Origin of the sequence: Mycobacterium hainanense (assembly GCF_041890355.1) — a bacterium.
GTDB classification, from domain to species: domain Bacteria; phylum Actinomycetota; class Actinomycetes; order Mycobacteriales; family Mycobacteriaceae; genus Mycobacterium; species Mycobacterium hainanense.
The window spans coordinates 4,945,781-4,971,467 of record NZ_CP169059.1 but is presented as its reverse complement, the minus strand read 5'-3'; the positions used below and the strand labels follow the sequence as shown (position 1 = coordinate 4,971,467).

The 25,687-nt window shown below is 67.9% G+C and carries 26 protein-coding genes; 15 read left to right on the top strand and 11 right to left on the bottom strand.

The window, feature by feature from the left end:
* Nucleotides 1–102 precede the first annotated feature (102 nt).
* Both ACEL92_RS23390 and ACEL92_RS23385 read left to right on the top strand, forming a co-directional pair.
* Entirely contained in the window at nucleotides 103–975 is an 873-nt protein-coding gene (locus tag ACEL92_RS23390; protein WP_374022970.1) for an alpha/beta fold hydrolase, read from the top strand.
* A gap of 271 nt (nucleotides 976–1,246) precedes the next feature.
* A complete protein-coding gene (locus tag ACEL92_RS23385; RefSeq protein ID WP_374022969.1) occupies nucleotides 1,247–1,654 on the top strand; it encodes a hypothetical protein in 408 nt (135 codons plus the stop codon).
* Here ACEL92_RS23385 and ACEL92_RS23380 read toward each other — a convergent pair.
* Nucleotides 1,624–3,879, bottom strand: a complete 2,256-nt coding sequence (locus tag ACEL92_RS23380; RefSeq protein ID WP_374026351.1) for an FUSC family protein — start codon at nucleotides 3,877–3,879, stop codon at nucleotides 1,624–1,626. The two genes, ACEL92_RS23385 and ACEL92_RS23380, sit on opposite strands and share 31 nt — an antisense overlap.
* A gap of 107 nt (nucleotides 3,880–3,986) precedes the next feature.
* Here ACEL92_RS23380 and galT point away from each other — a divergent pair, with 107 nt between their 5' ends.
* Together galT and ACEL92_RS23370 are read left to right on the top strand one after the other, a co-directional pair.
* A complete protein-coding gene (gene galT / locus ACEL92_RS23375; RefSeq protein ID WP_374022968.1) occupies nucleotides 3,987–5,066 on the top strand; it encodes a galactose-1-phosphate uridylyltransferase in 1,080 nt (359 codons plus the stop codon).
* A complete protein-coding gene (locus ACEL92_RS23370; protein ID WP_374022967.1) occupies nucleotides 5,063–6,211 on the top strand; it encodes a galactokinase in 1,149 nt (382 codons plus the stop codon). The genes galT and ACEL92_RS23370 overlap by 4 nt, the downstream gene beginning before the upstream one ends.
* Here ACEL92_RS23370 and ACEL92_RS23365 read toward each other — a convergent pair.
* Nucleotides 6,179–6,865 carry a helix-turn-helix domain-containing protein gene (locus tag ACEL92_RS23365; protein WP_374022966.1) on the bottom strand — a complete coding sequence of 229 codons (687 nt, stop codon included), beginning with the start codon at nucleotides 6,863–6,865 and terminating at the stop codon, nucleotides 6,179–6,181. The two genes, ACEL92_RS23370 and ACEL92_RS23365, sit on opposite strands and share 33 nt — an antisense overlap.
* 203 nt (nucleotides 6,866–7,068) lie before the next feature.
* Between ACEL92_RS23365 and ACEL92_RS23360 the strand changes: the two genes are divergently transcribed.
* From ACEL92_RS23360 to ACEL92_RS23350, 3 genes are read left to right on the top strand one after another with little or no spacing between them, the layout of a single operon-like run.
* Entirely contained in the window at nucleotides 7,069–7,962 is an 894-nt protein-coding gene (locus tag ACEL92_RS23360; protein ID WP_374022965.1) for an NAD(P)-dependent oxidoreductase, read from the top strand.
* 19 nt (nucleotides 7,963–7,981) lie between these two features.
* Nucleotides 7,982–8,755, top strand: coding sequence for an SDR family oxidoreductase (locus ACEL92_RS23355; protein WP_374022964.1), 774 nt, complete (start codon nucleotides 7,982–7,984; stop codon nucleotides 8,753–8,755).
* Nucleotides 8,756–8,779: 24 nt separating this feature from the next.
* A complete protein-coding gene (locus ACEL92_RS23350; protein ID WP_374022963.1) occupies nucleotides 8,780–9,316 on the top strand; it encodes a VOC family protein in 537 nt (178 codons plus the stop codon).
* 9 nt (nucleotides 9,317–9,325) lie between these two features.
* Here the strand turns inward: ACEL92_RS23350 and ACEL92_RS23345 are convergent, their stop codons facing one another.
* The 4 genes from ACEL92_RS23345 to ACEL92_RS23330 all read right to left on the bottom strand — a co-directional run bounded on the left by ACEL92_RS23345 (nucleotide 9,326) and on the right by ACEL92_RS23330 (nucleotide 12,054).
* Complete coding sequence (locus ACEL92_RS23345; RefSeq protein WP_374022962.1) at nucleotides 9,326–9,835, bottom strand: hypothetical protein; 510 nt, start codon at nucleotides 9,833–9,835, stop codon at nucleotides 9,326–9,328.
* An 86-nt stretch (nucleotides 9,836–9,921) separates the two neighbouring features.
* Nucleotides 9,922–10,434 carry a MarR family winged helix-turn-helix transcriptional regulator gene (locus tag ACEL92_RS23340; RefSeq protein WP_374022961.1) on the bottom strand — a complete coding sequence of 171 codons (513 nt, stop codon included), beginning with the start codon at nucleotides 10,432–10,434 and terminating at the stop codon, nucleotides 9,922–9,924.
* A gap of 109 nt (nucleotides 10,435–10,543) precedes the next feature.
* Entirely contained in the window at nucleotides 10,544–11,359 is an 816-nt protein-coding gene (locus ACEL92_RS23335) for an SDR family NAD(P)-dependent oxidoreductase (RefSeq protein ID WP_374022960.1), read from the bottom strand.
* 248 nt (nucleotides 11,360–11,607) lie between these two features.
* A complete protein-coding gene (locus ACEL92_RS23330; protein WP_374022959.1) occupies nucleotides 11,608–12,054 on the bottom strand; it encodes a MarR family winged helix-turn-helix transcriptional regulator in 447 nt (148 codons plus the stop codon).
* A gap of 133 nt (nucleotides 12,055–12,187) precedes the next feature.
* Between ACEL92_RS23330 and ACEL92_RS23325 the strand changes: the two genes are divergently transcribed.
* The 4 genes from ACEL92_RS23325 to ACEL92_RS23310 are packed head-to-tail and all read left to right on the top strand — an operon-like array spanning nucleotide 12,188 to nucleotide 14,615.
* Entirely contained in the window at nucleotides 12,188–12,901 is a 714-nt protein-coding gene (locus ACEL92_RS23325) for a hypothetical protein (RefSeq protein ID WP_374022958.1), read from the top strand.
* Nucleotides 12,898–13,545 carry an NAD(P)-dependent oxidoreductase gene (locus ACEL92_RS23320; RefSeq protein ID WP_374022957.1) on the top strand — a complete coding sequence of 216 codons (648 nt, stop codon included), beginning with the start codon at nucleotides 12,898–12,900 and terminating at the stop codon, nucleotides 13,543–13,545. Before ACEL92_RS23325 ends, ACEL92_RS23320 begins: the two co-directional genes overlap by 4 nt.
* A gap of 36 nt (nucleotides 13,546–13,581) precedes the next feature.
* The gene (locus tag ACEL92_RS23315) at nucleotides 13,582–13,950 is read left to right on the top strand and encodes a hypothetical protein (RefSeq protein WP_374022956.1); all 369 of its coding nucleotides are present in this window, start codon (nucleotides 13,582–13,584) and stop codon (nucleotides 13,948–13,950) included.
* Nucleotides 13,935–14,615: a PAS and ANTAR domain-containing protein gene (locus ACEL92_RS23310; protein ID WP_374022955.1), complete on the top strand. Its 681-nt coding sequence runs from the start codon at nucleotides 13,935–13,937 to the stop codon at nucleotides 14,613–14,615. Before ACEL92_RS23315 ends, ACEL92_RS23310 begins: the two co-directional genes overlap by 16 nt.
* A 4-nt stretch (nucleotides 14,616–14,619) precedes the next feature.
* On the opposite strand, the gene ACEL92_RS23305 is transcribed toward ACEL92_RS23310, so the two are convergent.
* Both ACEL92_RS23305 and ACEL92_RS23300 read right to left on the bottom strand, forming a co-directional pair.
* Nucleotides 14,620–15,105, bottom strand: a complete 486-nt coding sequence (locus tag ACEL92_RS23305) for a hypothetical protein (protein WP_374022954.1) — start codon at nucleotides 15,103–15,105, stop codon at nucleotides 14,620–14,622.
* 88 nt (nucleotides 15,106–15,193) lie between these two features.
* Nucleotides 15,194–15,868: an LpqN/LpqT family lipoprotein gene (locus ACEL92_RS23300; RefSeq protein ID WP_374022953.1), complete on the bottom strand. Its 675-nt coding sequence runs from the start codon at nucleotides 15,866–15,868 to the stop codon at nucleotides 15,194–15,196.
* Between the two features lie 191 nt (nucleotides 15,869–16,059).
* Here ACEL92_RS23300 and ACEL92_RS23295 point away from each other — a divergent pair, with 191 nt between their 5' ends.
* Nucleotides 16,060–18,687: a GH92 family glycosyl hydrolase gene (locus ACEL92_RS23295; RefSeq protein ID WP_374022952.1), complete on the top strand. Its 2,628-nt coding sequence runs from the start codon at nucleotides 16,060–16,062 to the stop codon at nucleotides 18,685–18,687.
* Between the two features lie 15 nt (nucleotides 18,688–18,702).
* Here ACEL92_RS23295 and ACEL92_RS23290 read toward each other — a convergent pair whose 3' ends face one another.
* On the bottom strand, nucleotides 18,703–21,078 hold the full coding sequence (locus tag ACEL92_RS23290) for a YbhN family protein (RefSeq protein ID WP_374022951.1): 2,376 nt from the start codon (nucleotides 21,076–21,078) through the stop codon (nucleotides 18,703–18,705).
* Between the two features lie 154 nt (nucleotides 21,079–21,232).
* Between ACEL92_RS23290 and ACEL92_RS23285 the strand changes: the two genes are divergently transcribed.
* Together ACEL92_RS23285 and ACEL92_RS23280 are read left to right on the top strand one after the other, a co-directional pair.
* Nucleotides 21,233–22,183, top strand: coding sequence for a class I SAM-dependent methyltransferase (locus ACEL92_RS23285; RefSeq protein WP_374022950.1), 951 nt, complete (start codon nucleotides 21,233–21,235; stop codon nucleotides 22,181–22,183).
* A gap of 7 nt (nucleotides 22,184–22,190) precedes the next feature.
* Nucleotides 22,191–23,144 carry a class I SAM-dependent methyltransferase gene (locus ACEL92_RS23280; protein WP_374022949.1) on the top strand — a complete coding sequence of 318 codons (954 nt, stop codon included), beginning with the start codon at nucleotides 22,191–22,193 and terminating at the stop codon, nucleotides 23,142–23,144.
* An 81-nt stretch (nucleotides 23,145–23,225) separates the two neighbouring features.
* On the opposite strand, the gene ACEL92_RS23275 is transcribed toward ACEL92_RS23280, so the two are convergent.
* Nucleotides 23,226–24,218, bottom strand: a complete 993-nt coding sequence (locus ACEL92_RS23275) for a hypothetical protein (protein ID WP_374022948.1) — start codon at nucleotides 24,216–24,218, stop codon at nucleotides 23,226–23,228.
* A 37-nt stretch (nucleotides 24,219–24,255) separates the two neighbouring features.
* A complete protein-coding gene (locus tag ACEL92_RS23270; RefSeq protein ID WP_374022946.1) occupies nucleotides 24,256–24,828 on the bottom strand; it encodes a carboxymuconolactone decarboxylase family protein in 573 nt (190 codons plus the stop codon).
* A 110-nt stretch (nucleotides 24,829–24,938) separates the two neighbouring features.
* Here ACEL92_RS23270 and ACEL92_RS23265 point away from each other — a divergent pair, with 110 nt between their 5' ends.
* Nucleotides 24,939–25,553 carry a TetR/AcrR family transcriptional regulator gene (locus ACEL92_RS23265; protein WP_374022945.1) on the top strand — a complete coding sequence of 205 codons (615 nt, stop codon included), beginning with the start codon at nucleotides 24,939–24,941 and terminating at the stop codon, nucleotides 25,551–25,553.
* Nucleotides 25,554–25,687 lie beyond the last annotated feature (134 nt).

The window sequence follows — 25,687 nt, the reverse complement described above, 5'->3', positions numbered from 1 at the left end:
TCATTGCTGAGGCCCCCGGCACTGCGGCGGCCGGAAGCGTTTTCCCTCACAGATTGGGCCCCACAGGCCCCTAAACGACGCCAGAGCGGGTACAAGAGGGCCATGAGCCAGTTGAAGTTTTTGGAGTTGCACGGCGACCGGGTCGCCTACCGCGACGAGGGCGAGGGGGAGGTGCTCCTGCTCATCCACGGCATGGCGGGCAGCTCGGAGACGTGGCGGTCGATCATTCCGCCGCTGGCCAAGAAGTACCGGGTCATCGCCCCGGACCTGCTCGGCCACGGCGAATCGGCGAAACCGCGCACCGACTATTCGCTGGGTGCGTTCGCGGTCTGGCTTCGGGATCTGCTCGACGAACTGGGCGTCAGCCAGGCCACCCTGGTCGGTCAATCGCTCGGCGGCGGGGTGGCGATGCAGTTCGTCTATCAGCACCCCGACTACGCCAAGCGGTTGATCCTGATCAGCAGCGGCGGCCTGGGCCCCGACGTCGGCTGGGTGCTGCGGTTGCTGTCGGCGCCCGGGGCGGAACTGGTGTTGCCGATCATCGCGCCCAAGCCGGTGCTGTCGGTCGGTAACCGGCTGAGGTCGTGGCTGAAGAGCGCCGGCATCCAGTCGCCGCGTGGGGCCGAGCTGTGGAGCGCCTACTCGTCGCTGTCCGACGGCGAGACGCGGCAGTCGTTCCTGCGGACGCTGCGGTCCGTGGTGGACTACCGCGGGCAGGCGGTCAGCGCGCTCAGCAGGCTGCGGCTGCGGGAGGACTTGCCGGTCATGGCGATCTGGGGCGAGCGGGACGGCATCATCCCCGTCGACCACGCGTACGCGGCGCACGAGGCCCGCACCGACGCCCGGCTCGAGATCCTGCCCGACGTGGGCCACTTCGCCCAGGTCGAGGCGCCGAACCAGGTGGTGGAGCTGATCGAAGACTTCATCGCGACCGGCGACCGCCACGACACGGGCAGCACCCAGCTGCACATGTGACTCTGCGCGCCGCCGGCGGTCGCGCGCCGCGGTGATCCACCTGCCAGTGCTTGATGCCGTCGACGAACGACGACCGCGGCCGTCGCCGAGACCGCCCGTATGGCTCCTGCCGGTTCTTGATCGGCTCCGTGGCGCGCAGCTTCGGCGAACTCCTGCACCGGCGGCCGGCTGGGTGGGCCATCGGATGCGCGTGGCAATTTTTGGGATCGGTAGCAAACCCGAGGTGTCTTACTGAGAGCAATAAAGCCGAGCCATAACGAAAAGACACTTCATGAAAATCACCGCAATGGTGGCGACCGGCCTTGTCGCCGGCGCGCTGGCGACGGCCGGCTGCGCGCAGGCCGAGGTCGCGGCGGCGCCCGTCGGAAGCCGGTTCTACGCGTCGGCCCCCGCCCCGCAAGCCGATCCCGAGGCGGAGGTCGCGGAACTGCAGCGGCAGGTGAACGACCTGCACGACAACTGGGACACCCTCACCCCGGCGCAACGCCAGCAACGGCTGACGCAGCTGCAGCAGCAGTCCACCACGGTGTCCAACGACGTGCAGAACCTGCCTCCCGCGCAACGGCCCGGCGTCGAACTGCGGCTGTTGCAAACCATGCTCGCGCTGTTCGACCTGGTCCGAAAGGCCCAGGGGCCCAACCAGCCGTGCTATTTCCCCGCGTGCCTGCCAGGCCTGTAAAACCCGTCGGTGTGAAACTCGGCCGCGGCGGTTTCGCGCCCGCCGAGGTTGGTGGCCGCGGTCACGATGGCCCGCTCGATCTGCCGCAGCGCGTGCACCGCGGTGAGGAGTCGCCGGGTGTCGGGCGCCGGTGACCCGGCCTCGCCGTCGCGCTGCCGGGCCAGCGTTTCGGCGGCGTCGAGCTCGTCGGCCGCCGACACCATGGTCGGCGCGCGGCCACTGCCGATGGCGGCAGCCAGCGTGTCGATGTTGCGCCGCGTCTGGGCCGCGGCTGCCGAGAAGGCCTGGGCCAGTTCGAAGGTGAGCGGTTGCGCTCCCACCGGGTCCTGGTATCGCTCGCTGCTGCGCGCCAGACTGCGCCCGTACCGGTCGCACGCCGCGAAGATGCGCAGGGCGCGGCGAATGCTGCGCCGGCCCGCGAGGCCGGCGACGCCCGCCAGCAGCGGCTTGGCGGTCACGCGGAACTGCTGCAGGTCCCGGTCCAGCTGGCGAGCCTGCTCGGACGGGCTGCTGCTCGCGTCCTCGCCGAGCATCGTCGCGGTGGACGCCTCGATGAGTTCCGCCAGGCTGGCCAGGAACGTGCGGGTGTCGTCGCGGATCGCTTCCCTGGTGTGCGTCGGCAACACGACGACGGCCACCGTCGCTCCGATGACCGCGCCGAGGGCGGTCTCTTCGATTCGCAACATCAGCACGCCGAACGAGAACTGCCCGAGCAGGCCGTACAACAATGCCAGCATGGTGGTGATCCAGAAGGTCATCAGGCTGTAGGTGACCGTCATGAAATAGAAGGCGCAGAACAGGCAGACGAAGATGCCGGCGAGCGCGGCCGTCTTGTCACCGGCCAGCAGGGTGGCCACCAGCACGCCGCACGGCACGCCGAGCATGGTGCCGAGCAGGCGCTGCCAACCTTTGGTCAGGGTTTCGCCCCATGAGTTGGTGCCGGCGAAGATGACGAACGCGGCGATCACCGCCCAGTACCAGCGGGCGGGCGACACCAGCTCGCCCGTGACGATGGCGAGCGACGCGGCGACGGCAACCTGGATGGCTTGCCGGGTGGTCGGCCGCAGGCCCTGCGAAGGTGCGTCGTCGGCGGCCTCGGCGGGGGTGTCCGGCGGTGCGGCGTCGGCGGCCGGCGGCCGCTCGCTGTCCGGGCTTTCCAGGGCGCCCGCCCCGCCGGTCGCCGCGCGGTCGACGATGGCCCGCACGTCGGAAGTCGCCGTGGCGGCGTTGATGATCGCCAGGGCGAGGCGGCGCACGGCGGCGCTGCCCGGGTCGTCACCGGCGGCGCCGCATTGCTCGTCCAGCAGTCGTTGCGCCCGCGCGGCGGCCTGCCGGAGGCCGTCGGGCTCGGGCAGGCGGATAGCCCGCGCCAGCCGGGAGAGCGCGTCGACCAGCGCGGCCCGCGTCGCTGCGGGTATCGCGCTCGGGTCCTCAAACATGAGCGCGGCGGCCCGCCGCCCGGCCGTGGCCACCCATTCGATGGCCAGCTCGGCGTCCAGCAGCCAGGGGGCCAATTGTTCGGCGGTGACGCCCGGCCACAGCACGGCGGGGTCGGCCTTGTCCTCGATCTGGCTCTGCACCATCAGGGCGGTCTCGTTGAGCCGGGTGGTGCGCGCCCGCATGCGGCGCCGGCGCCGTTCGTCGAGGCGGCCGGTGCGGACGGCGTCGGCGGTGGTGTCGACGACGATCGCCATCCGCGCCCGCAACGCCCGGATGGTCGCCCGCAACACGCGCTCCGGCCGATCGGGCATGACGTAGGTGGTCATCACGAACGTGCACACCGTGCCCACTGCGACCGCCCCGATCAGCCAGGGCAGCTCCGAGAGGCTGGCGCGCAGATACAGCGTGAAGAAGTAGGACATGAACGCGACCATGCCCAGCGCCCGGCCACGCGCCCCGAAGCGGCGGATGTAGGCGGCGGTGAACACGACGAGCACGAACACCGCGTCGCTGACCACCTGGTGCGGCGCGAGCGCCGCCGCGGCCGTGATGGACACGGCGGCGGGTACGGGCAGCAGCGCCATGGTGATCCGCTGCTGCCGCGGGTCCGGCTCGTTGACCGACCGCGAGGCGACCATCGTGATGACGACGCCCAGCAACGCCACGGTCAGCGGTTGTCCGGTCGCCCGAGTCAGCGCGTACAGGGCCAGCAGGGAACAGCCGAGCGCGGCCGTCGTCCGCGTCGCCATGCTCAGCCGTAGCAGACCGGGATCGGAGCCGATCAACCAGTTGCGGGCCTGTTCGTAGAAGTCGGTGATCGCCGCGCCCCCCTTCTGTCCTGCTGAACGCATCATGGTTACCCGAACTTCGGCACCAGCTAGTCTTCGACATCGTGACAGCGCCGACGCGGGCGAGGCTGGCCGACGGCCGTGACCTGCTTTTCTTCGCGCTGCCCGGGCACCGACCCGCGCCGGTCGAAGACCGCAGGCCGCTGCCGGCGCGCGGCGGCCAGCAGTCCGAGCTGCGGTTCGATCACACCACGGGGCAGTGGGTGATCGTCGCGGCGCTGCGCCAGGATCGCACCTACAAGCCGCCCCCGGACCAGTGCCCGCTGTGCCCGGGCCCGACCGGGCTGACCAGCGAGGTGCCCGCGCCGGACTACGACGTGGTGGTGTTCGAGAACCGGTTCCCCAGCCTGTCCGGTGCCGGCCCGGCGCTCGCGTCCGCCGGTGACGGTTTCGTGTCCGCACCGGGGCACGGCCGCAGCGAAGTGATCTGCTTCTCCAGCGACCACACCGGCTCCTTCGCGGGGCTGCACACCGCGCACGCCCGGCTGGTCATCGAGGCGTGGCGGCACCGCACCGCCGATCTGTTGGCCACCCCGGGCGTCGAGCAGGTGTTCTGCTTCGAGAACCGCGGCGAGGAAATCGGGGTGACGTTGACCCATCCGCACGGCCAGATCTACGGCTACCCGTACCTGACGCCGCGCACCGCCGCCATGCTCGGGCAGGCCCGCGAGCACCGAATGCGCCACGGCAGCAACCTCTTCGGCGACCTACTCGCCGCCGAAACCGCCGACGGCAGCCGAATCGTCGCGCGCGATGACCGGTTCACCGCGTTCGTGCCCTTCGCCGCGCGGTGGCCGGTCGAGGTGCACATCTACCCGAACAGGTTCGTGCGCAACATCACCGAGCTCGACGAGGACGAACGGGACGGCTTCGCGCGGATCTACCTGGACGTGCTGAGGCGATTCGACCGGATGTATTCGGCGCCGCTGCCCTATATTTCGGCGCTGCACCAGTACGCCGACACCGAGGCCCAGGCCGACGGCTACTTCCACGTCGAGCTGCTGTCGATCCGCCGCAGCGCCACCAAGCTCAAGTACCTGGCCGCCTCCGAGTCGGCGATGGACGCGTTCATCAGCGATGTCACGCCCGAAAGCGTGGCCCGGCGGCTGCGCGAGCTCGGATGACCGTCCGCTACGCCGCGCCCGGACGGGTCAACCTGATCGGGGAGCACACCGACTACAACCTGGGGTTCGCGCTGCCGATCGCGCTGCCGCAGCGCACGGTGGTGACGTTCACGCCCGACGGCGGCGACGCCATCACTGTGGGCAGCGACCGCGTGGCCGGGTCGGTGCGCATTGCGCTGGACACCACCCCTGGCGACGTGTCGGGCTGGGCCGCCTACGTGGCCGGGGTGGTGTGGGCGCTGCGACAGGCAGGCCACCCGGTGCCCGGCGGCGCGATGCGCGTCACCAGCGATGTGGAAATGGGGTCTGGCCTGTCGTCGTCGGCGGCGCTGGAGTGCGCGGCGCTGGGGGCGATCGCTACGGCCGCAGGGGCGCGCATCGACCGCATCGGACAGGCGCGGCTGGCCCAGCGCGCCGAGAACGAGTACGTCGGCGCCCCAACGGGTTTGCTGGACCAGCTGGCCTCACTGTTCGGCCGGCCGGCGACGGCGCTGCTGATCGATTTCCGCGACGTGACGGTCCACCCGGTGGCCTTCGACCCGGACGCCGCCGGTGTCGCGCTACTTCTGATCGACTCCCGCGCCCGCCACAGTCACGCCGGCGGCGACTATGCCGCGCGCCGCGCGTCGTGCGAGCGGGCGGCCGCGGACCTCGGGGCGTCGTCGTTGCGCGAGGTCGGCGACCGCGGGCCGTCGAGCACCGCCGCCGTCCGCGACCCGGTCGACGCCCGCCGGGCCCGCCACGTGCTGACCGAGAATCAGCGGGTGCTCGACTGCGTTGCGGCACTGCGTGATTCGGACTTCGGCGAAGCCGGGCGGATCTTTTCCGCCTCACACGCGTCCATGCGGGAGGACTTCGAGATCACCACCGGACACATCGACCTGATCGCCGACACCGCGGTGCGGGCCGGCGCGCTGGGCGCACGGATGACCGGCGGCGGGTTCGGCGGCTGCGTGATCGCGCTGGTGCCGGCCGCCCGGATCGGCGCCGTTGATGAGGCGGTGCGACACGCGGTGCGCGACGCCGGCTTCGAGCCGCCGGTCATCACCCGCACCCGCGCCGCCGCCGGCGCGGGACCCCACCAGATCGGCGCTGAAATTGTTGCGGACACCTCACCTCGTGGGGTTGTGCACGACGACGGATAAAGCGCGCGCAATTTCGGTTGTGCGGTTGCGGTATTGGTGTGGCGTCGCGGGGTCGAAGGCGAGCGAGTCGCCCGCATGCAGTTGCAGGGTGTCGAAGCCGATGACGGCTTCCAACTCTCCTTGCAGAACGTAAAGGTACTCGCGGCCGTCGTGCCGTACGGCCTGACCGCCATCGCTCGATTGGCCACCGGGGGTGTAGATCACCTCGAGAAAGTCGACCCACTCGTCGTGCGTCGGTGTGAGTCGCTCCCAGCGGACCCCCGTCGAGAGTTCGATGACGCTGCGATCGCCGGCTCGTTGCACGATCCCCGTTCCGTTGGCGCCGCTGGCACGACCCCATTGGTGGAATGCAGCGGGTGGCGCCGCAAGCGCATCGCCGGGCGCGGACGATGCCCGGCGGGGAGTTGGTGGGTCGCCGGCGCCGAACAGGAAGTCCAGCGAGATGCCAAGCTCGTTGGCCAGTGCGTAGACGACGCTGGCGGACGGTGTGGTGACTCCGCGTTCCACCTGCGAGACCAGGCTCGCGGAGCAGCCGGCCCGGCGCGCCAGTTCCCGCACTGAGAGACCCCGCGCATTCCGGAGCTGTCGAAGCCGCGGGCCGAGTCCTGGCGCCCCATCGGCCACGTGCGGCGTTGATTCTTCTTCTGTCACCATTGCTCCGACCGTCCACTATCTTGTACGGCAGCTTCCGGGTCAGGGTACACAACAGCGGCCGTGGTCCGGGGGGAATACTTCGTCAAGCGCGGCAGAGTCGCGTTTTGGCACAATGCTGCCCATGGCGTGATGTGCAGTATCCTGTACAGAAGCGTACTGTAAAACAGACAAGGCGATGGCAACCGACGAGGAGTTGAGACAGCATGGATCCCGACATTCGGATAGGTTGGCTGGGTACCGGCCGGTTGGGGAGTGCTCTGGCGGCCCGCATGATCTCGAGTGGCGTCGCGGTGACCGTCTGGAATCGGACGGCATCGAAAACCGCGCCGCTGGTGAACTTGGGCGCTTCCCGCGCGGACACTCTGGGCGCGTTGGGCCGTTGCGACATGGTGTTTGTCACCGTGATGTCTTCAGCAGACCTTCTGGCCGTCACGGTCGGCCCCGATGGGTTGTTGAGCCGCCGGCCCGCGCCGCGCATCATCGTGAATTGTTCGACGGTGTCCGCCGAGGCCGCCGCCGAGGTCAGAACCGAGGCCGCACTACACAACGTCGGGTTTCTGTCGGCACCCGTCAGCGGCAACCCGGAAGCGATTGCGAGCGGATCCGGGTCCATTGTTGCTTCGGGCCCAGCGGATGTCTTCGATGCCGCGCGGCCCTATCTGGAGGCGGTGGCATCCGGCGTGACCTACGCCGGTACGGGCGAGGAGGCGCTACTGGTCAAGTTTGCCCATAACCTTCTGGTGGGCATCATCACCGAAGCATTGGCCGAGGCGACGACTCTCACGGAGAAGGGGGGCGTGGCACCCGCTGTGTTTCTCGATTTCATCGACGGCTCGGTTCTGGGCTCGAAGTTGGTTTCGGCCAAGGGCAAAGCGATTCGCGCCCGCGACTACGAACCCACCTTCACCACCGCGGGCATGCGCAAAGACTTCGACCTTGGGTTGGCAGCGGCGCGGGCGCTGGAGGTTCCGATGCCGATCGCCGCGAGCACCCACCAACTGCTCCAGACCGCAATCGGCCACGGATACGGCGAGTCTGACTACGTCGCGCTGTACGCGATGGCGGCCCACGGCGCCGGGCTTGCCACCGGCTCGTAACTCGAAGGGAGAACTGGACATGAACGAGGGGACAGTCAATTCGCGCGGTGGCGTTGCCATCGCGGGGGCGCGCGCATTGGTGACCGGGGCTAACCGCGGTCTCGGGAAGGCGTTCGTGCAAGAGCTGCTCGACCGGGGCGCGGCCCGCGTTTACGCGGCGGCACGAAATCCTGACGCGGTCGACTTCGACGGTGCCCGGGTCGTCCCGATCAGCCTGGACATCACTAACTCGGATGACATCCGACGCGCGGCATCCGGGTGCCCAGACGTCACAGTGCTGATCAACAACGCCGGGGCGATGCTGCGAAGTCCCCTGCTAGCCTCGCCGGACCTGAGCGCGGCGCGCAGCGAGATGGAAACCAATTACTTTGGCACACTGGCGATGTGCCGCGCATTCGCACCTGTGCTTGCCCGTCAAGGCGGCGGCGCGCTGGTCAACATGCTGTCGATCGCCAGTTGGTTCGCCAATCCGTTCAACGGTTCTTACGGGGCGTCGAAATCTGCCGAGTGGGCCCTGACCAACGCGATTCGCGTCGAGCTGCGCGCGCAGGGAACCCTCGTCGTCGGCGTGCACGCGGGGTGGATCGACACCGACATGGCGGACGCCGTGGCGGAAGCGAAGCTTTCGCCTGGCGACGTCGCTTCCCAGACGCTGGCTGCGATTCAGCGCGGTGACGAGGAGGTGCTGACCGACGACAGGACCCGGCACGTCAAGGCGTCGCTGCCCCACGACCTCGCTTCGCTGTACCCCGACGTTCAAAAACGCTGGGACGCCGGCGATGTGCCCTGGTGACTACTCAGGCGAAAGGAATCACTGATGTCACTGGAACCAATGGCCGGCCTTGCCGTCAATCACGTGGGGGTGACCGTCCCTGATATCAACGCGGCGATCGACTGGTACGGGGCGGTCTTCGGCTTCCGCTGCATCATGGGCCCGCGGGAGCTTGACTCCGGCGGGCACCCAGAGGCCGCCGGCGTGTTCGGCAGCGCGTTTCGCCGCGCCTGGCAAGCCCATCTGCTGAGCGCGAATTCGGTTGGTATCGAGCTCTTCCAGTTCGTTGACCCGCCCACGCGCGGACCGCGGTCGCCGGAGGAGTCGGCGCCCTGGCTCGATCGCGGACTGTGGCACTTATGCATCACCCACCCGGACGTCGCGGGCATGGTCGACCGCATCGTCGACCAGGGCGGCACGTTGCTGACGGCGCCATACCATTTCGTGCCCGGCCGGCCCTGGATGCTGGCATACACCACCGATCCGTGGGGCACCGTGCTCGAGGTGATGAGCCATAGCTATGCCGAGGCGTTCAGCAATTGGCCTCAGCCGGGGCAGTTGTCGCCACCTACGCTCATGTGACCGCGGTGCCTAGCGCCGTGCGATGTGCCGGCTCAGGGTGGCGATCGTGCAGCCGTTCTGTCCCGCACGCCACGCGTGGGACGCGGCCATGATGGTCACGGCGTGGCCGGTTCGAAGCCACGCTTCGCCGGTCTCGGATTCGATCGCGACGGTGCCGCTGAGTACCAGGCAGTGGTCCACGCTGGACGTCGCATGCAAGGGAATGTAGCTGTTCGGCCCGACCGAGGTGATGCTCCAGCTGATTTCGCCATCGCCAGTGGCCGGGGGTGAACCTTCGGGCGCGGTGGCCTTGCTGAGCGGCCATAGCTGGCAGAAGAGCACGGCGGCCTCGCGCGGAGGTTGGTCGGCTGATCTCCACTCGAGCGCGGCTCTGGTCACCGCGTCGGTGAAGGATATCGCTTCGGGTTGCACCGTTTGGTCAGTCAGGATTCCCGAACGGCCATTGTCGGCAGTCCCGACAACGACGACGCGAGCATTCCGTGCCAGGGAGTTTGGGTCAGCGAATGGCTCGGCAGGCATATAATAAAGGTAGCTTGATCAAACCAGGCTGTCAATCTCACCTGATGGACGGCACTGGGTTGTAGTAGAACGGGCTCAATCGCTGCTCAGTTCTGCGGTTCGGTCGCCGCGGCGGTGGTCACCCGGTCTAGCACAGCCATCGCGTCGATAATGGCTTGTCGCTCGCGTTGGGTGCAGTGGCGAGAAAGTGCGTTGGTCAACCACTCATCAGCGATCCGGTTTCGCCCGGTGATCACGTTCTGTCCGGCGGCGCTGAGCGACACCACTATTCGCCTGCGGTCGGTCGGATCGGGCCGTCGTTTGATGAGCCGCTTGGCCGCAAGCGCACTCAGGATGGGTGTGATGGCTTGCGGTCGCACCTTCTCGAGGTGGGCGAGATCGGCGGCTGACATTGGTCCCTCTTTGCCGAGCCGACTGAGTATGGCCAGCTGTGGGGCAGTCAGTTCCGAATCGTCTGCGCTCGCCAGAAGTTGGCGACGCAGCCGGCTGAATACCACCCGCAAATCATGCGCGGCGCGGGCGGCTGATCGGTAGGTGTCGTCAGCAGTCACAGGTCGCAGGATATCCGCAGCAGGGCTTCCCCAAGCCGTCTTGATCAAAGCCGCTTGAGTTATTCTTCCCGGCGGCTACCGGAAGTCAGCAGCCCCGAGTCGCGAATCGCATGGCCGCCACCTTTGGAACCAGAACCGTGTTTCGCTGTTGGCCCCGCTATTTCCGCTGCAACTGACTGACCGCAGGAATGTTGCGGGTGGCCAGCAGTCCTCCGTTGACCGGCAACTCGATGCCTGTGATGAAACCAGCGGCGTCGGAGGCCAAGAACACAACCGCCTCGGCGATGTCAACGGGTCGTCCGGGCCGCGTCAGCAACATCGATGCGAAAGCCTCTGCGGCTTCGGGATTCGCATCCAGCAGGGCCTGCGCGTTATCGGTGAGGATCGGCCCGGTGATGATGGTGTTGGACCGCACCCCCGCCGAGGCGAAATCGACCGCGATCTGACGGCTCAGTGCGTTCATTGCGCCCTTTACCGCGGAATATCCGGCCGATTTGGGCACGCCGATCAGGGAACTCGACGCGGAGACGTTGACGATCACGCCTGCGCCCGTCTTGATCAGATGTGGCAGAGCGTACTTGCAGGCCCAGAATTGTCCGAAAATTCCCGGGGTGATGATCGCGCTCAGCTTGTCGGTACTCAGCGTTGCGACGTCATTGTCGCCGCCGACGACCACATCGGTCGGAGCGGCGTTGTTGACCAGAATGTCAAGTCGTCCGTAGGTGCTGACCGCGACCTCGACGGCGCGGGCAACGTCGCCTTCGATCCCGATGTCCATAGCGACAAAGGTCGCCTCACCGCCGGACGCGCGAATCCGTTCTTGGGTGGCCGCGCCTGCCGATTCGGTGCGACCTGTGATCACCACTTGCGCGCCGGCATCGGCAAATCGCTGTGCGATCGTCTCTCCAATGCCGCGGGTTGATCCGGTAATTAGGGCACTTCTGCCCTGCAGACCAGCGACGGGATGTGTCATGACAGTTGCCTCTTTCGGCGATCGTTGAATCCTGAAGGCCCGGCTGGGTCTCTCATCTTCAATCAGCCGAACTTGATCAAGGTAGCTTGAGTAATCACGACCATAGCGCCGAGGTGGCTGGCGCGCAACGGCACGTCGGCGTGGCTCCTTCTTTGTCGTGATGCGCAGCGGGGCGCGACGACTTGTAGTGGGCCCTAATGGCTCTCGCTGAGAAGCGTCGCCTGAGGGGCGAGGTCACTTAGGGTGCGTCACTCGACGGTGGCGGCATCTGCGGCTTCGAGGTTCTCGGCGCATTGCATCAAGAGCTCAGCGAGTCGGTTGCGCGTTGCGACCGACATTCCCTGCAGCATCATCGATTCGACCTGGTTCACCGCCGAGTCCCCGCCTGCGAGGAGTCGTGCACCCCGCGGCGTGAGTTGCAGTGAGCGTGCGCGACCGCGCACCGGTGCGCTGGATGGCTCCACGTGTCCCTCAGCCCGCAGTGTTTTCAGCACGTCCTGCAGGGACTGCCGCGTGACGAAGCAGAGACGCGCCAGTTCCGCTGCCGACGCCTCGGGATGGGCGGCAAGTGCCCGCAGTACGGAGTACTGAGCCATCGACAGTCCCGTCGGCTTCAGCGCCGAATCGCAACGTCGTCGCAGGGACTGTTGCACCCGTTTGACGAGGTATCCCGGACCGCGCTCTACTTCCGTCATGTTAGGAACCTTACATGTGTGCTACGGTCTATATGTAAGGAACCTGACACTAGGAGCGGAGTCTTGTGATGGCGATCCCTGAACCTCCGGCGGAGTCGCGGTTCTTCGCCGACGCGGCTCACGGCGAATTCCGATGATCATCGAGACCGCCACGCCGATGGCTCTGGGTGTGCTGACAACATTCGACGTGGTACCCCAGGCGCACGGTTCGGTGCTGGCATCCTTGGGTGCCACTGCCGAGGAATTCGCCACGGGCAGGACCGATTTCGCCGGCGGGGTCTGGTTCACCAGGGTGGCCGCGGCGGGGGCGCCGGCCACACCCGGCACCGAGCGCGTCGTGGAGTACCTGCAATGGGACGACGGGGCCGACGCCAGGGCCCTGCTCGAGGACCCGACAGCCGTGGGCCATCCGGCTGCCCGGCATCGGGAAACCCGGCAGCTCAACGTGATCAGCACCCAGCTCTATCGGGTCGATGCCGTGGTGAGCGGCGACGGCCTCGGCCGCGCCGTCATTCAGGTGCCGCAACCGGGCAGCCAACTGCTCACCGGCATCATCACCATTGAACCCGTGCCGGGCAAGCAAGGCTGGCTCAACGCATACAACCAGAGCGAAACGCGTGACTACATCCAGTACCTCCCGGGCTTCGTCTCGGCTAGCTTCCTGACCGCCGAACGCGATCCGCTCCTCGCCGAATTCGTGCAGTGGGCATCGACGGATCACTTCACCGCGGCTTTCCAAGACGACCGGTTCCGCGAACACATCGATGTTGTAAACGACTGCTCGACATCCGATCTCGCTGTGTATCGCGTCGATCGGACCCTGGAGCGAATCAAGGTACGACGGTGAGTGCCGTGACGGTATTCGGCGCCACCGGTCGAACCGGGGCGCACATCGTCGATCAAGCGCTGACGCGGGGGCACCACGTCACCGCTGTCGCGCGGGATCCAGAGGCGCTCACCGGCATCGCGGCGAAGTGGTCGGGTACCGGGCGATTCAGCACCGCCGCCGCTGACGTCCGCGACCCGGCTGCGGTGGATGCCGCGGTCCACGAGTCAGAGGCCGTCATCTCGGCCATCGCCAGTGCGGGGCGTCATCCCAATCGGTTGTTCTCGGCAGGCACCCGCAATATTGTCAATTCCCTACGGCGCCAACAGATTCGCCGATTCATCTGCGTCTCCTCGCGCGGCGTCAATTTTCATGACCCGGGGCTGCCTCTTGTCTACCGCGCAGTGATTCGCCCGCTGTTCCTACGCGAGGTGTACGCCGACATGCGTGACATGGAGGCCATCGTGCGGGAGAGCGACCTGCGGTGGACCCTGGTCCGCGCGGCCCGCTTGACCGACGCCCGTGCGACCGGCGACTACCGCGTCGAAGACGGACGCAACCCGCGGGGAGGCTGGACGCTGTCCCGCGCCGACCTCGCGGCGTTCATCCTCGACGAGTTGGAGACGCCTGAGTGGATCGGGCGCACCCCGACCGTGGCGTACTAGGCGTAACGCGGGACAGTTAGGTGTAACGTAACGGCTATGCGGGGGATGACGTGCGCGGTGTGCGGGGCGGGCTTCTCGGCCCGGTCCGACGCGGTCTATTGCTCGTCGGCCTGCCGGCAGAAGGCCCATCGCGTTCGAGCGGCGCGCCGCATGACCGCGCTGCGGGAAACCCTGCGGCGCGGCTCCGTGACGGGCGCGGGCACGTACAGGACCGCCGCGAGGTCGCTGCAGCGTTCGGTCGCCAGCGCCATGCAGCGCTCCCAGCAGCAGCTCGACCGATCACGCGAACTGTGCCGCGTGTCCGAGGTGCGGCTAAAGGAATGCGACGCCATCTTGCAGGCGTCGCAGGAGCGGCGATCGGCGAAGTCAGACACGGGGCGTGCACTGTGGTGGCGTGGGAACTAGACGGCCAGACCGCGGCGGTTGAGCAGGCGCTCGCAGGCGGCACCCCGCAGCGGGCCGGCTGGTTTCGCTTCTATTTCGAGGACCAGCGTTGGGAATGGTCCGAACAGGTGCACCGGATGCATGGCTATGAACCAGGGACGGTGACCCCGACGACGGAGCTGGTGATCGCCCACAAGCACCCGGCCGACCGTAACCAGGTCGCCGCGACCATCAGCGACATGGTCGAACGCCGGCAAGCGTTCAGCACCAGGCACCGCATCGTGGACACGCGCGGCAACACCCACGAGGTGGTCGTGGTGGGCGATCAGTTCTGCGACAGCACCGGCGAGGTCGTCGGCACCCACGGCTTCTACGTGGATGTCACCCCGACACAAAGCCGCAAGCGCGAGGAGCGCATCAGCGAGCAGGTGGCCGAGATCGCCGAGCGTCGCGGCGCCATCGACCGGACCAAGGGCATGTTGATGTTGGTCTACGACGTCGACGAGCTGGCGGCGTTCAACCTGCTCAAATCCCTGTCCCAGGTGCGCAACATGAAGCTGAGCGCGCTCGCCGAGCAGATCGCGAAGGACTTCTCCGAGGTGGGCAGGGAAGTCATCACGTCGCGCGCACGGTTCGACCAGCGCCTGCTCACCGCGCACGAGCGGGTCTCCGGCACCCACGACTGAGCGGCTATCCCACCGGGGTCAGACGGACCGCGCCCAGGTGCATTCGGCCGACCGCTTCGGCGAACTCGTCGCGCGTGGGTATGCGGTGATCGCGAAACTTGAGTCCGGTCATCCGCTGCGCGCGCTGGACGCCGTAGGACTCGGCGCAGCGCAGGAAGAGGTCGGACACGACGGCGCGGTCACGGATGAGCTCGCCCCGCATCGCGGTCGTCTTGCCGTCGTAGACGACTTGAGCCGGTGCACCGTCGCGGAAGTTCTGTTTCCAGGGTGCGCCGGTCAGCGCGTAGAGCTGACCGTCAATCACGTGGGCACTCAACGGAATTGAAAACGGCCGGCCCGTTTTTCGCCCGGTGAAGCTCAGCACCATCAGCTGCTTGCGGGCGGGACCGGCGAGCGGGGTGCGCAGCAGGACACCCATGATCGGGTTGACGATGCGCATCAGCGCCGACGGGGGATGCCCCGCCTCTATCTGGTACGACTGCTCGGCCATGCGCTCACCGTAAGCCAATCGGGTTGCGCCGCCTAGAACCCAGGCGACGCCGTCGCGGAGGGCCCCCGCGACGGCAGCACGGTCCTCGTCAGGGCGTGATCGTGGTCTGGTCGTCGATGATGTTGGTGGCGTCCATCAACGGGCCCTGGTCGGCCTGCGGGCCCTCGGCGTTGAGCTGGAGCACATAGACCGCGCCCTGGCTGGGAATCACCACCGTCTTCTGCGCGATGACGCGGGTGGCGCCATCCCTCTGATATGTGCCGCTGAGCTGCCACGCCTGGAAACCGCCGAGCGTGGACGCGACGCCGTCGCCGCTGCCTTGGTACCCGGGCAGGTTCTGCACCTCTCCCGGGGCGTACTGAATGATCTTCGCCGGGTCGACGTTGCCCGCCAGCTTGGAGAACAGCGCCGAAACGGTGGGCGGGTCCGAGGGATTGGTGGGCTGGGTCAAGACGATGCCGCCATACGACGTGCCGGCGTTCTGGTTGATCTGCCAACCGTTCGGCACCGGCAGGTCGACGCTCGGGCCGGGATCGCCGTGATGAACGGGGGTCTCCGTGATGTTGTTGTCCTTCACGTAGTCGGCGATGGTGTATTTGGCTTTGGCCGCCGGCGCCGCGCTGGTCCCGGACGACGCGGTGGACGTCGAGGTGGATGTGGTCGTCGATGTCGTCGATTGATTGCCGGATTTGTGGTCGCTGCCGCAGCCGACGAGCGCCAAACTCAGCGCCACAGAAATGGTTGCTGTTGTCAAATGTTTCATCGATCCAATCTCCCGAAAATTGGGGCCGGTACCAGCGCCGGCCACGCCGAGATGACAGTAGCCGAAATGGCGCGCGTGTTTGCCGGTATCTTTTTTATCTTTTCGGGCCTCCCGTGATCGCCCCGCAAATCGTTATTTAATTCGGTCGGAAAACGCCCACTCAATGCGCAGTTGTCCAGTAAGAGACAGGTATGCGGGCACGAAGGACGATCGTCGCGATACTCGCGGCGTCGGTCGTCTTCATAGCGTTCATCGCCGCGGCCCCACCGATGGCCTACGACGGCGAGCCCGCAATGGTGACCAACCCCGTCGACCACGTCGCCACGCTCATCGGCACCGGGACGGGCGGCCGGACGGTAGGCGAGATCAACAACTTCCCGGGCGCCACCGTGCCGTTCGGAATGGTGCAGTACTCGCCGGACACCGTAGGCAACTACGCCGGCTACAACTACGACAACCCGCGGGCAAGCGGGTTCAGCATGACCCACGCCTCGGTGGGCTGCGCGGCGTTCGGTGACATCTCAATGCTGCCCACCGGCCACCGAATTGGCGGGCAACCCTGGACGTCCTGGGAGCGAATCGCCCACGACGACACCGAACAGGGCGTGCCGGGCTATTACGCGGTGCGGTTCCCGGAGACCGGGGTGAAGGCCGAACTCACCGCCACGACGCGCACCGGTGTCGGCCGGTTCAGCTACCCGCGCAACGGCCGCCCGGCCCTGCTGCAGGTGCGGTCCGGCGCGTCGCTGGCGGGCAACTCCCGTGCGACCATCCAGATCGGCGAGGACAACACGACAATCACGGGCTGGGCCACCAGCGGTGGATTCTGTGGCAAGAACAACACATACACCGTCTATTTCGCGATGAAGTTCAACCAGCCGTTCACCGCCTACGGCGCATGGGACGGCCTCGCGGTTTATCCCGGTGCTCGCAGCGCGAATTCGCCGTACAGCGGCGGATATGTGCAATTTCCGGCCGGCGCGGTGCTCGAGGTGCGAACCGCGATCTCCTACGTCGGCATCGACGGGGCGCGGGCGAATTTGGCGGCCGAGGGCGGCGCGAGCTTCGACGGCGTGCGCGCCGCGGCGGCCAGCGAATGGAACGCCGCCCTGTCACGCGTCGCCGTCGCCGGCCGGAACGTCGATGACCTGAACACCTTCTACACCTCGCTGTACCGATCCCTCCTGCACCCCAACACCTTCAACGACGCGGACGGGCGCTACATCGGGTTCGACAACGCCGTGCACACCGTGGCCGCGGGGCGCACGCAGTACGCCAACTTCTCCGACTGGGACACCTACCGCTGCCTTGCGGCGTTGCAGGCGCTCCTCTTCCCGGACCGTGCCGCCGACATGGCCCAGTCGCTGGTGAACGACGCCGAGCAGAACGGCGCGCTGCCGCGCTGGGCGTTCGCCAACGCCGCGACCGCGGAGATGAGTGGAGACAACGTCGTGCCGCTCATCGTGAACTTCCGCGCGTTCGGGGCCGAGGGCTTCGATACCCGAACGGCCTTGCGCTACATGGTGAATGCCGCCACCAAGGGCGGGGTCGGGCTGAACAAGTATGTGGAACGCCCGGGCATCGCCACCTACCTGGAGCGGGGCTACGCGCCGTTCACGCTGGAATTCGGTCTCGACGGCTGGATCGCCGACGCGTCGATCACCCTCGAATGGTCGGTCGACGACTTCGCCATCTCGCGATTCGCCGACTCGCTCGGCGAAGACACCACGGCCGCCGAATTCCAAGTCCGGTCGCAGTATTGGCAGAACCTGTTCAACCCGAGCACCGGTTACGTCTCACCGCGCAGCTGGACCGGATTCTTCCGCGACGGCCCGGGTTTCGTCGAGCCGCAGTCGAGTTTCGGTCAGATCGGCTACGACGAGGGCAACGCCGCGCAATACGTCTGGTGGGTGCCACACAACGTGGCGGGCCTGGTGGCCGCCCTGCACGGCCGTGCTGCGGTGGCCGCGCGCCTCGACGCCTTCACCGAGCAACTCAACGTCGGGCCCAACGAGCCCTATCTGTGGGCCGGCAACGAACCGGGCTTCGGGGTGCCATGGCTGTACAACTACGTCGGTCAGCCGTGGAAGACACAGCGCACCGTCGACCGGGTGCGGGGCCTCTTCGGCCCGACGCCCGACGGCGAGCCCGGCAACGACGACCTCGGCGCGATGGCCAGCTGGTACGTCTGGGCGGCGCTGGGCCTCTATCCGAGCACACCCGGAACGGCGATACTCACCGTCGGCGCACCGCTTTTCGACCGCGCGGTGATCGCACTCCCGGGCGGCAAAACCATCCGGATCGCGGCGCCCGGCGCGTCGGGCCCGTACCACCTCAAGTACATCAACGGCCTGCGCGTCGACGGCCGCGCCACCGATGACACCTGGCTGCCCGAGTCGTTCATTCGCACGGGTGGTGAACTGGCCTTCTCGCTGGCCGCCTACCCGGACAGGCATTGGGGCACAAGCGAATCCTCCGCGCCACCGTCCTTCGGCGCGGGCGGTTCGGCGGTGACCGCCAACGTCGCCAACCCGGTCGTCACGATCGCGCCGGGAAGCACGGGCACGGTGCGACTCGATGCGCAACGGATGCTCGGCGACGGGGGTTACACGGTCACCGGCGCCGCCTCGGACCGCGGGATCACCGTGACGCCAACGGCGGGCCAGTTCTCCGGCGACGGGTCGGCGAGCGTCGACGTTCCGATCGTGGTCGCACGGTCGGTGCCCGAGGAGTACTACGTGGTGAGCTTGACAACCACGGTCGGTGAAAGCGCGCGGACGTCACCGGTTCTCGTGGTCGTGCAGGCCGGAAGCGAGTGAGGCGCCGAGCGCCCGTTAGATCATCTCGTTCTTGGTCAGCCACCGCATGACCGGCCAGCCGACGAATACGGGCAACCAACAGGTGAGCACCCGGTACAGCAACACGGAGGGCACCCCGACGGCCGCCGGCACCCCGAAGGCGGCCAGGCCACCGATCAGCGCCGCCTCGACGGCGCCGACGCCGCCGGGTGTCGGCGCGGCCGAAGCCAGGGTGCCGCCGACCATCGTGACCACGGTGACGGTGACGAACGTCGTCCCGCCACCGAAGGCTTCGACGCTGGCCCACAACGCCAGCGCCGCTCCGAGAGTCGTTCCCGCGCAACCGAGCAGGATGACCGCCAGTCGCCGCGGCTCGCGGGCGAGCTTGACCAGGTCGCCGGTCACCTCGTTCAGCTTGGGACGCACCTCGGCGGCCAGCCAGCGCCGCGACTTCGGCACGAACAGCAACGTGCCGACAATGCCCAGCGCCACGCCCCCGATCAGGTACAGCATGGTGGCGCTCGGCACGAAGTGCGACAGGTGCATCGACGCGCCCGCGACCACACTGAAGAAGATCAACAGCAACAGGTGCACGATCACCTGCACGGCCTGCTGCAGCGCGACCGCCGCGGTGGCCCGCATCGCCGACAGGCCGCTCTTTTGCAGATACCGGGTGGATAGCGCGAGCCCGCCGACGCCGGCGGGCGTGGTGGTCGCGGCAAAGGTGTTGGCCACCTGTACGAATGACAGCCGCCAATAGTTGACCGACCCGTCGGTGCAGGCCCACAAGGCCGCGGCCGCGCCCAGGTACGTCAGGGCCGACACCGCCAGTCCGAGCAGCGCATACCACCAGTTGGCGGACCTCAGCTGGGAGAAGAACGTGGGCGCGGTGCTGACGAAGGGGTAGGCGACGTAGACCAGCGCGCCGAAGAGCACCAGCTGGATCAGCTGGCTGCGAGTGAACCGGGTGATGGTCTCGGTCTTGATCTGGTCGGCGCCGGTCTGACGTTTCACCTCCGCGCGGGCGGCCGAGATGACGGCCCCCGCATCCGGGACCGACCTCCGAATGAGCCGCGGCACGGCCACTTTCGTCAATCGCCGCGACGCGCTCAGGATGATGTCCCTGTCGAACGCGTCGATCGCCGCGGCCACCGCCGATTTGGGGTCGTAGAGGGCGGAGGTGGTCACCAGCAGCTGCGCGATGTCGGATTGCAGTTGAGCGTCGGTGGCGCCGTATTCGGCGTTGTGGAAGCCACCGAAGCGCACGGCGCCGCCGTCGACGGTGATTTCGTTGCCGCGCAGGTCGCCGTGCGCGATCTGCTGGGCGTTGAGGCTGCGCAACGCGTCCCACACCCGGTCCACCGGCGTCGACTGCGCGCAGCGGGTGAGCGGCAGGCCGTGGGGGGGCTTGTGCGAGTAGAGAATCCAGCCGCGGTCGAGGGTGGCGACGGCGATCGTCGAGGTGTTGGCCAGGTCCACCTCCCCGATCGCGATCGTCATCAGCGCGCGGTGCTCGACGGCGCGGCGCATCGAGGTCACCAGGGGCGCGGTCTCGGTATCGCGCAGCCGCAGCTTTATCCAGAGTTGCCGCAGTGTGCCGCCGCTGCGCTGATGCGGTCCGTACAACTCGATGACCGCGGCGCTGTCGGGCTCCTCGCATCCGGCCGAGAGAACCAGTGGGCCGCGGCCGGCCGGCCGGACCACGGTGAGCCGGGTGACGACGAACCCGCGCCGGGACATCGCGCGCACCGCGGCCTCCAGCGGCACCTCGAGCGCGGGGGTCCCGACCACCAGCACCACCAGCGAGCCGACGAGCCACCCGACCGCCAGGCCCAACAGGGCGCGCGCCGGCACGATGGCGCTGACCACCAGGTGGATCGGCACGAAGGCCAGCAGTAGCGCCCACCACCAACGCCGCCAGCGGGCGGGCAGCCACGGCCCCGAGACGGTCAGCACCGCGGCCAGCATGCCGATCCAGCGCGGGTCGTCGAGGAACTGGCCCAGCACGGTCTGCAGCCGTTCGGACAGGTCGAAGTGCCAGCGCGGCGCCGAAAACCCGTTGCCACCAATCGACAGCGGCAGCGCCGCGAGCACCGCGGCGGCCGCGTACGCCCCGAGCAGCTTCCACTGCCGGCCGACGACCAGGCCGATCAGGATCATGAACGGCAGGGCCAGGATCGCCAGGCCGTAGCCCAGGTACACCAGGTCGGACTGCCGCGGGGAGAGGACGCCGACGATCTGCGAGATGGACTTTTCCAACGCGTCCCACTGCGGCCGGGTGATCAGCGAACTCGTGATCACCACGGCGAGGAAGGTGGCGCTGGCCGCGAGGCGCAGAATGTCGTTGGTGCGCCGGGTCAGTGGCTGCAGCAAGCTGCCCGAAACGCTGACCTCGCGCCCGTCGACTCGCATGGTGATCCTTCCGGATCCGTTCGGCGCCGCAAACAATTGCCGCTTGCCGGCTCGCCGACAACTTAACCGGATAGCCGGTTCCGCGACAGCTCCCACCCATCCGGCGCGCGTACGGTCGAGTAGGTAGGCGAACTATCGAATCGAGGGGACACGCGTGGCCAGGACCGAGAACGACAGCTGGGAGATCACCGAGAGCGTGGGGGCGACGGCGCTGGGGGTGGCGGCGGCGCGCGCCGCGGAGACCGACAGCGAGAACCCACTGATTTCCGACCAGTTCGCGCGGGTGTTCCTGCACGCCGCCGGTGAGGGCGTGTGGAACTGGTTCGCCGCTCCCAACCTGCCCGACCAGATCGCCCAGGCCGAACCCGACCTGAAGCCGCGGATGCAGGGGATGGTCGACTACATGGCCGCGCGGACGGCGTTCTTCGACACGTTCTTCACCGACGCCACCCGGGCCGGCGCGCGGCAGGTGGTGATCCTGGCCGCCGGGCTGGACTCGCGGGCCTGGCGGCTGGCGTGGCCCGACGGCACCACGGTCTACGAACTGGACCAGCCCCGGGTGCTGGACTGGAAGCTGTCGACATTGCAGGACAACGGCGCCGAGCCGGCCTGCCGCCTGGTGCCCGTCCCCGTCGACCTGCGCCACGACTGGCCGGCGGCCCTGCGGCAGGCCGGGTTTGATCCCTCCGCGCCGAGCGTCTGGTCGGCCGAGGGTTTGTTGCCGTTCCTACCGGCGGCCGCCCAGGAGCTGCTGTTCGAGCGGGTCCAGGCGCTGGCCACTGTCGGCAGCCGAATCGCCGTGGAGGCGCCGGGCCCCGACTTCCTCGACGAGGCCGGCCGCGAGCGGCAGCGGCAGACGATGCAGCGGATTCGCGACCTGATGGCCGAACTGGAGCCGGAGCGCGACATCCCCGACGTGGCCGACCTGTGGTACTTCGAGGAGCGCGAGGACGTCGGCGAATGGCTGTCCCGCCACGGCTGGGACGTGACGGTGACCCCGGCCGAGGAGCTGATGGCCGGCTACGACCGCAGACCCCCGCGTGACATCGAAGGCGCCACACCCCAGACACTGTTCGTGGCGGCCGAGCGGACCGAAAGGAATTGAACCTCAGATGAGCACAGCCAGAAGCGAAGACGACAGCTGGGAGATCACCGAGAGCGTCGGGGCCACCGCGCTGGGTGTGGCGTCGGCGCGCGCCGCCGAGACGCGAAGCGAGAACCCGTTGATCTCCGACCCGTTCGCGCAGGTCTTCATCGACGCCGCCGGCGACGGGGTGTGGAACTGGCATTCGGCCCCCGAGCTGCCGGACGAACTCATCGAGGCCGAACCCGAGTTGCCCCTGCAGATGCAGGCGATGGTCGGCTACATGGCCTCGCGGACAGCGTTTTTCGACGAGTTCTTCCTCGCCGCGACGCGCGCCGGCATCCGCCAGGCGGTGATCCTGGCCTCGGGCCTGGACGCGCGGGCGTGGCGGCTGTCCTGGCCGGACGGCACGACGGTCTACGAGCTGGATCAGCCCAGGGTGCTGGACTTCAAATTGTCGACGCTGACCGAACACGGGGCAGAGCCCGCGTGCAATCGGGTCGCCGTCCCGGTGGACCTGCGCCACGATTGGCCGACGGCCTTGCGCGAGGCGGGTTTTGACCCGTCGGCCCCCAGCGCGTGGTCGGCCGAGGGGCTGATGCCCTACCTGCCGGCCGCCGCCCAGGAGCTGCTGTTCGACCGCGTGCACGCGCTCACCGCCCCCGGCAGCCGGGTGGTCGTGGAGGCGCTGGGACCGAAGTTCTGTGACCCCGAGTTCCGCGCGAAGCGCCGCGAGCGGATGGACCGGGTGCGCGCGCTGATGGCGCGCGTGGACCCCGACCGGCAGGTGCCGAGGACCGACGAGCTGTGGTACTTCGAGGAGCGCGAGGACGTCGGCGACTGGTTCCGCCGCCACGGCTGGAGCGTGACCGTCACGCCGGCCGACGAGCTGATGGCCGGTTACGGACGCACGGCGGCCAAGGAGGTCGCGGACGCGGTGCCGGCGAACCTGTTCGTGGCCGCGGAGCGGCCGCAGAGCTAGCGTGACTCGGTGACCCGTCATCCGCGTGAACGATGCGGTCGTCATCTCGCGGTAGTGCATCGCGTGTTTGAAAAACGGTGTTCACGACGTGTCGCATGCTTCGTAGGTCAGCTCGACGCGCAGCAACGTCGCGGGGCGGGCGATGCCGTCGGGGGAAGCGGTGGTCCCGCCGTCGGTGGTGACGTAAGCGATGCGACCGTGGTCGGCCGCGCGTCGCCCCCACGCGGCGCTGGACGGCCCGACGAGGGTTTCGTCGAACGGATCGCCGGCGAGGTGGCGGACTTCGCTGCCGTGTCGGGGTGTCAGCGGCACACGGTCGACGGTGTTCGCACGGTGTCGCGTGACGTAGGCGAACCCGGCGTCTTCGTCGATGCAGAAGTCATCGGCGTTGTCGATGGCCGCCACGAACTGCGCCGGCCCGGCCGGATCGAGGGTGGACGCCTCGACGGGTACACGCATGAACACTTTTTGCGCAGTGGAGGTGTAGTAGAGGTGGCCGGTCCGCTGTCCATAGCGCACGCCGTTCACTCCCGGCTGGGGTGGGGGAGCGACTTCGCTGTCCGGGTCGAACGCCATGGTGTCGTCGGAGAGCCACACCCGCGCGGTGGCGTTGCGGGCGTCGTCGCCCAGGTCGACACGCCAGATGAGCCCGGCGAAGCAATCGGCGATCGCCATGACGTTCCGCCCGAGAAGACAGCTGCCGTTGAGGCCGCGCGCCCGGTCATCGAAGGCGTAAATGACCTGTGGGGAAACCGCGGTTCCCGGCGTCCAGGCGGTGAAATCGACACGGACCAACCATGATTCGTGGGTCGTGTAGCCCTCGGTGAGGCTGAGCACGAACACGTCGGGGGCGACCTCGGCGATCCCGGTCACCGGGTGATCGAAGGTGTGCACCAACACCGGCTCGACCACCGCACCCGGCATCGCCGCTGGGACCCACCACAGTTCCTTCTGCAGGACCGCCGTGATCAGGATGGATTGGTCGGCGCGCACCGCAAGGTTCTCCAGGAAGTACCCCGGCGGGAAGTGGGCCACCGGGGTCATGGTGACGGCGGGCAGCGGCGCGAGGGTCACGACGATCCTGGAATGCCGGGGCTGTGGCCGGCGGCACTCACTGGTCCAAACCCCGTGCGTTGGCCGGCACGTCGTAGGCGCCCAGAGTCATGCATACCATCGTGAACCAGCCCAGCAGTACCGCGACATCGACGATGCCGGCATCCCCGAGCAGGTGCCGTGCGCGTCGGTACAAGCCGAGCGGGACGATCCGAGCAGCCACCAGCGTGGAGGACAGCTCGTAGATCACCTGCTGACGCTGGTCCTCGAATGACGTTGGCAATCCAGCGATCAGCGCCTGGACACGGTGCGGATCAAGGTGGCCGTCACGCTCAGCGATGATCTCGTGCTCGTAGGTGGCGTACGCGCTGCGCCAGTGCGCGTTGACGATAGTGGTCGCGATCTCGATCTCGGGTTTGGACAACGTCGACTCGCGCTGAAAGTATGCTCCCGTCGGCACAATCGTCTTCGAAAGCGCGGGGTTGGCCAGCCAGATCCGATGCGGCCCGGGCACCAACCCGCGCAGCTCGAGGGTGAGGTCGTAGGCGCTTTTCATCGCCGCCGGCATCTGCTCAACCGGCGTCTCCACGAACCGGCCGAACGTACCGAAGTCGCCTGTTCCGGGCTCCATCGCATCCCCCGTCCTTATACGCGGATGAACGTTCGCGTTTCTTTAGTGTGGGCGGTCCGGCCAGGCTTTGTCAAACGCGAATGTTCGTGTTTTTTTGATACGATTCCTCCATGCCCAAGGTGACGGACGAGTATCGCGCGGAGCGGCGCGCGCAGATCATGGCCGCGGCCCGCCGCTGCTTTGTCCGCAACGGGTTTCACGCCTCGTCGATGCAGGACCTCGTCGCGGAAGCCGGGATGTCGTCCGGTGCGCTGTATCGCTATTTCCCCAGCAAGGAAGCGGTCATCGAGGCGATCGCGGCGGACAACCTCGATCAGGTGGTCGCCGTCCTGGCAGGCGCAATCGAGGCCGGTGCCAGCCCGCAAGCGGCCATCGCGGAGGTGCTCGAATTCGTCACCGGTCGCCACGACCAGGATGGCTTTGCTGCTGTAGCCGTACTGGTGTGGTCCGAGGCTCTGCGCAACCCCGCCTTGGCCGCGCAGCTGCGCGGCGCGATCGGGACCGCTCTGGCCGCATTGAGCGGGCGCGGCACCAGAGCCCGCACGCCGGGAACGGGTGGCGACACGAACGCGGAAAGCGAAGCCGCGGCGCTCGCCGACGTGTTGTTATGCGTGCTGCCCGGTTACCTCATGCGTTTGGCGGTAGGGGGACCGCATGCGGTCGCCAACGTTCCCGGCGCCGTTGCCACGGTGCTCGCCGTGTCACCGTCGCCGCGCCCCGCTTGAGACCGGATTTCGAATTCGACGATGCCGCAGCGCCATTCAACCGCCTCGCGGAAGGCGAGCACCTCGCCAAGCTCGTCATCCGAGTGGGCTGACGAGCGTCGTGGTCTCTGGGTGCCTCGAGCCGGTGACCACCG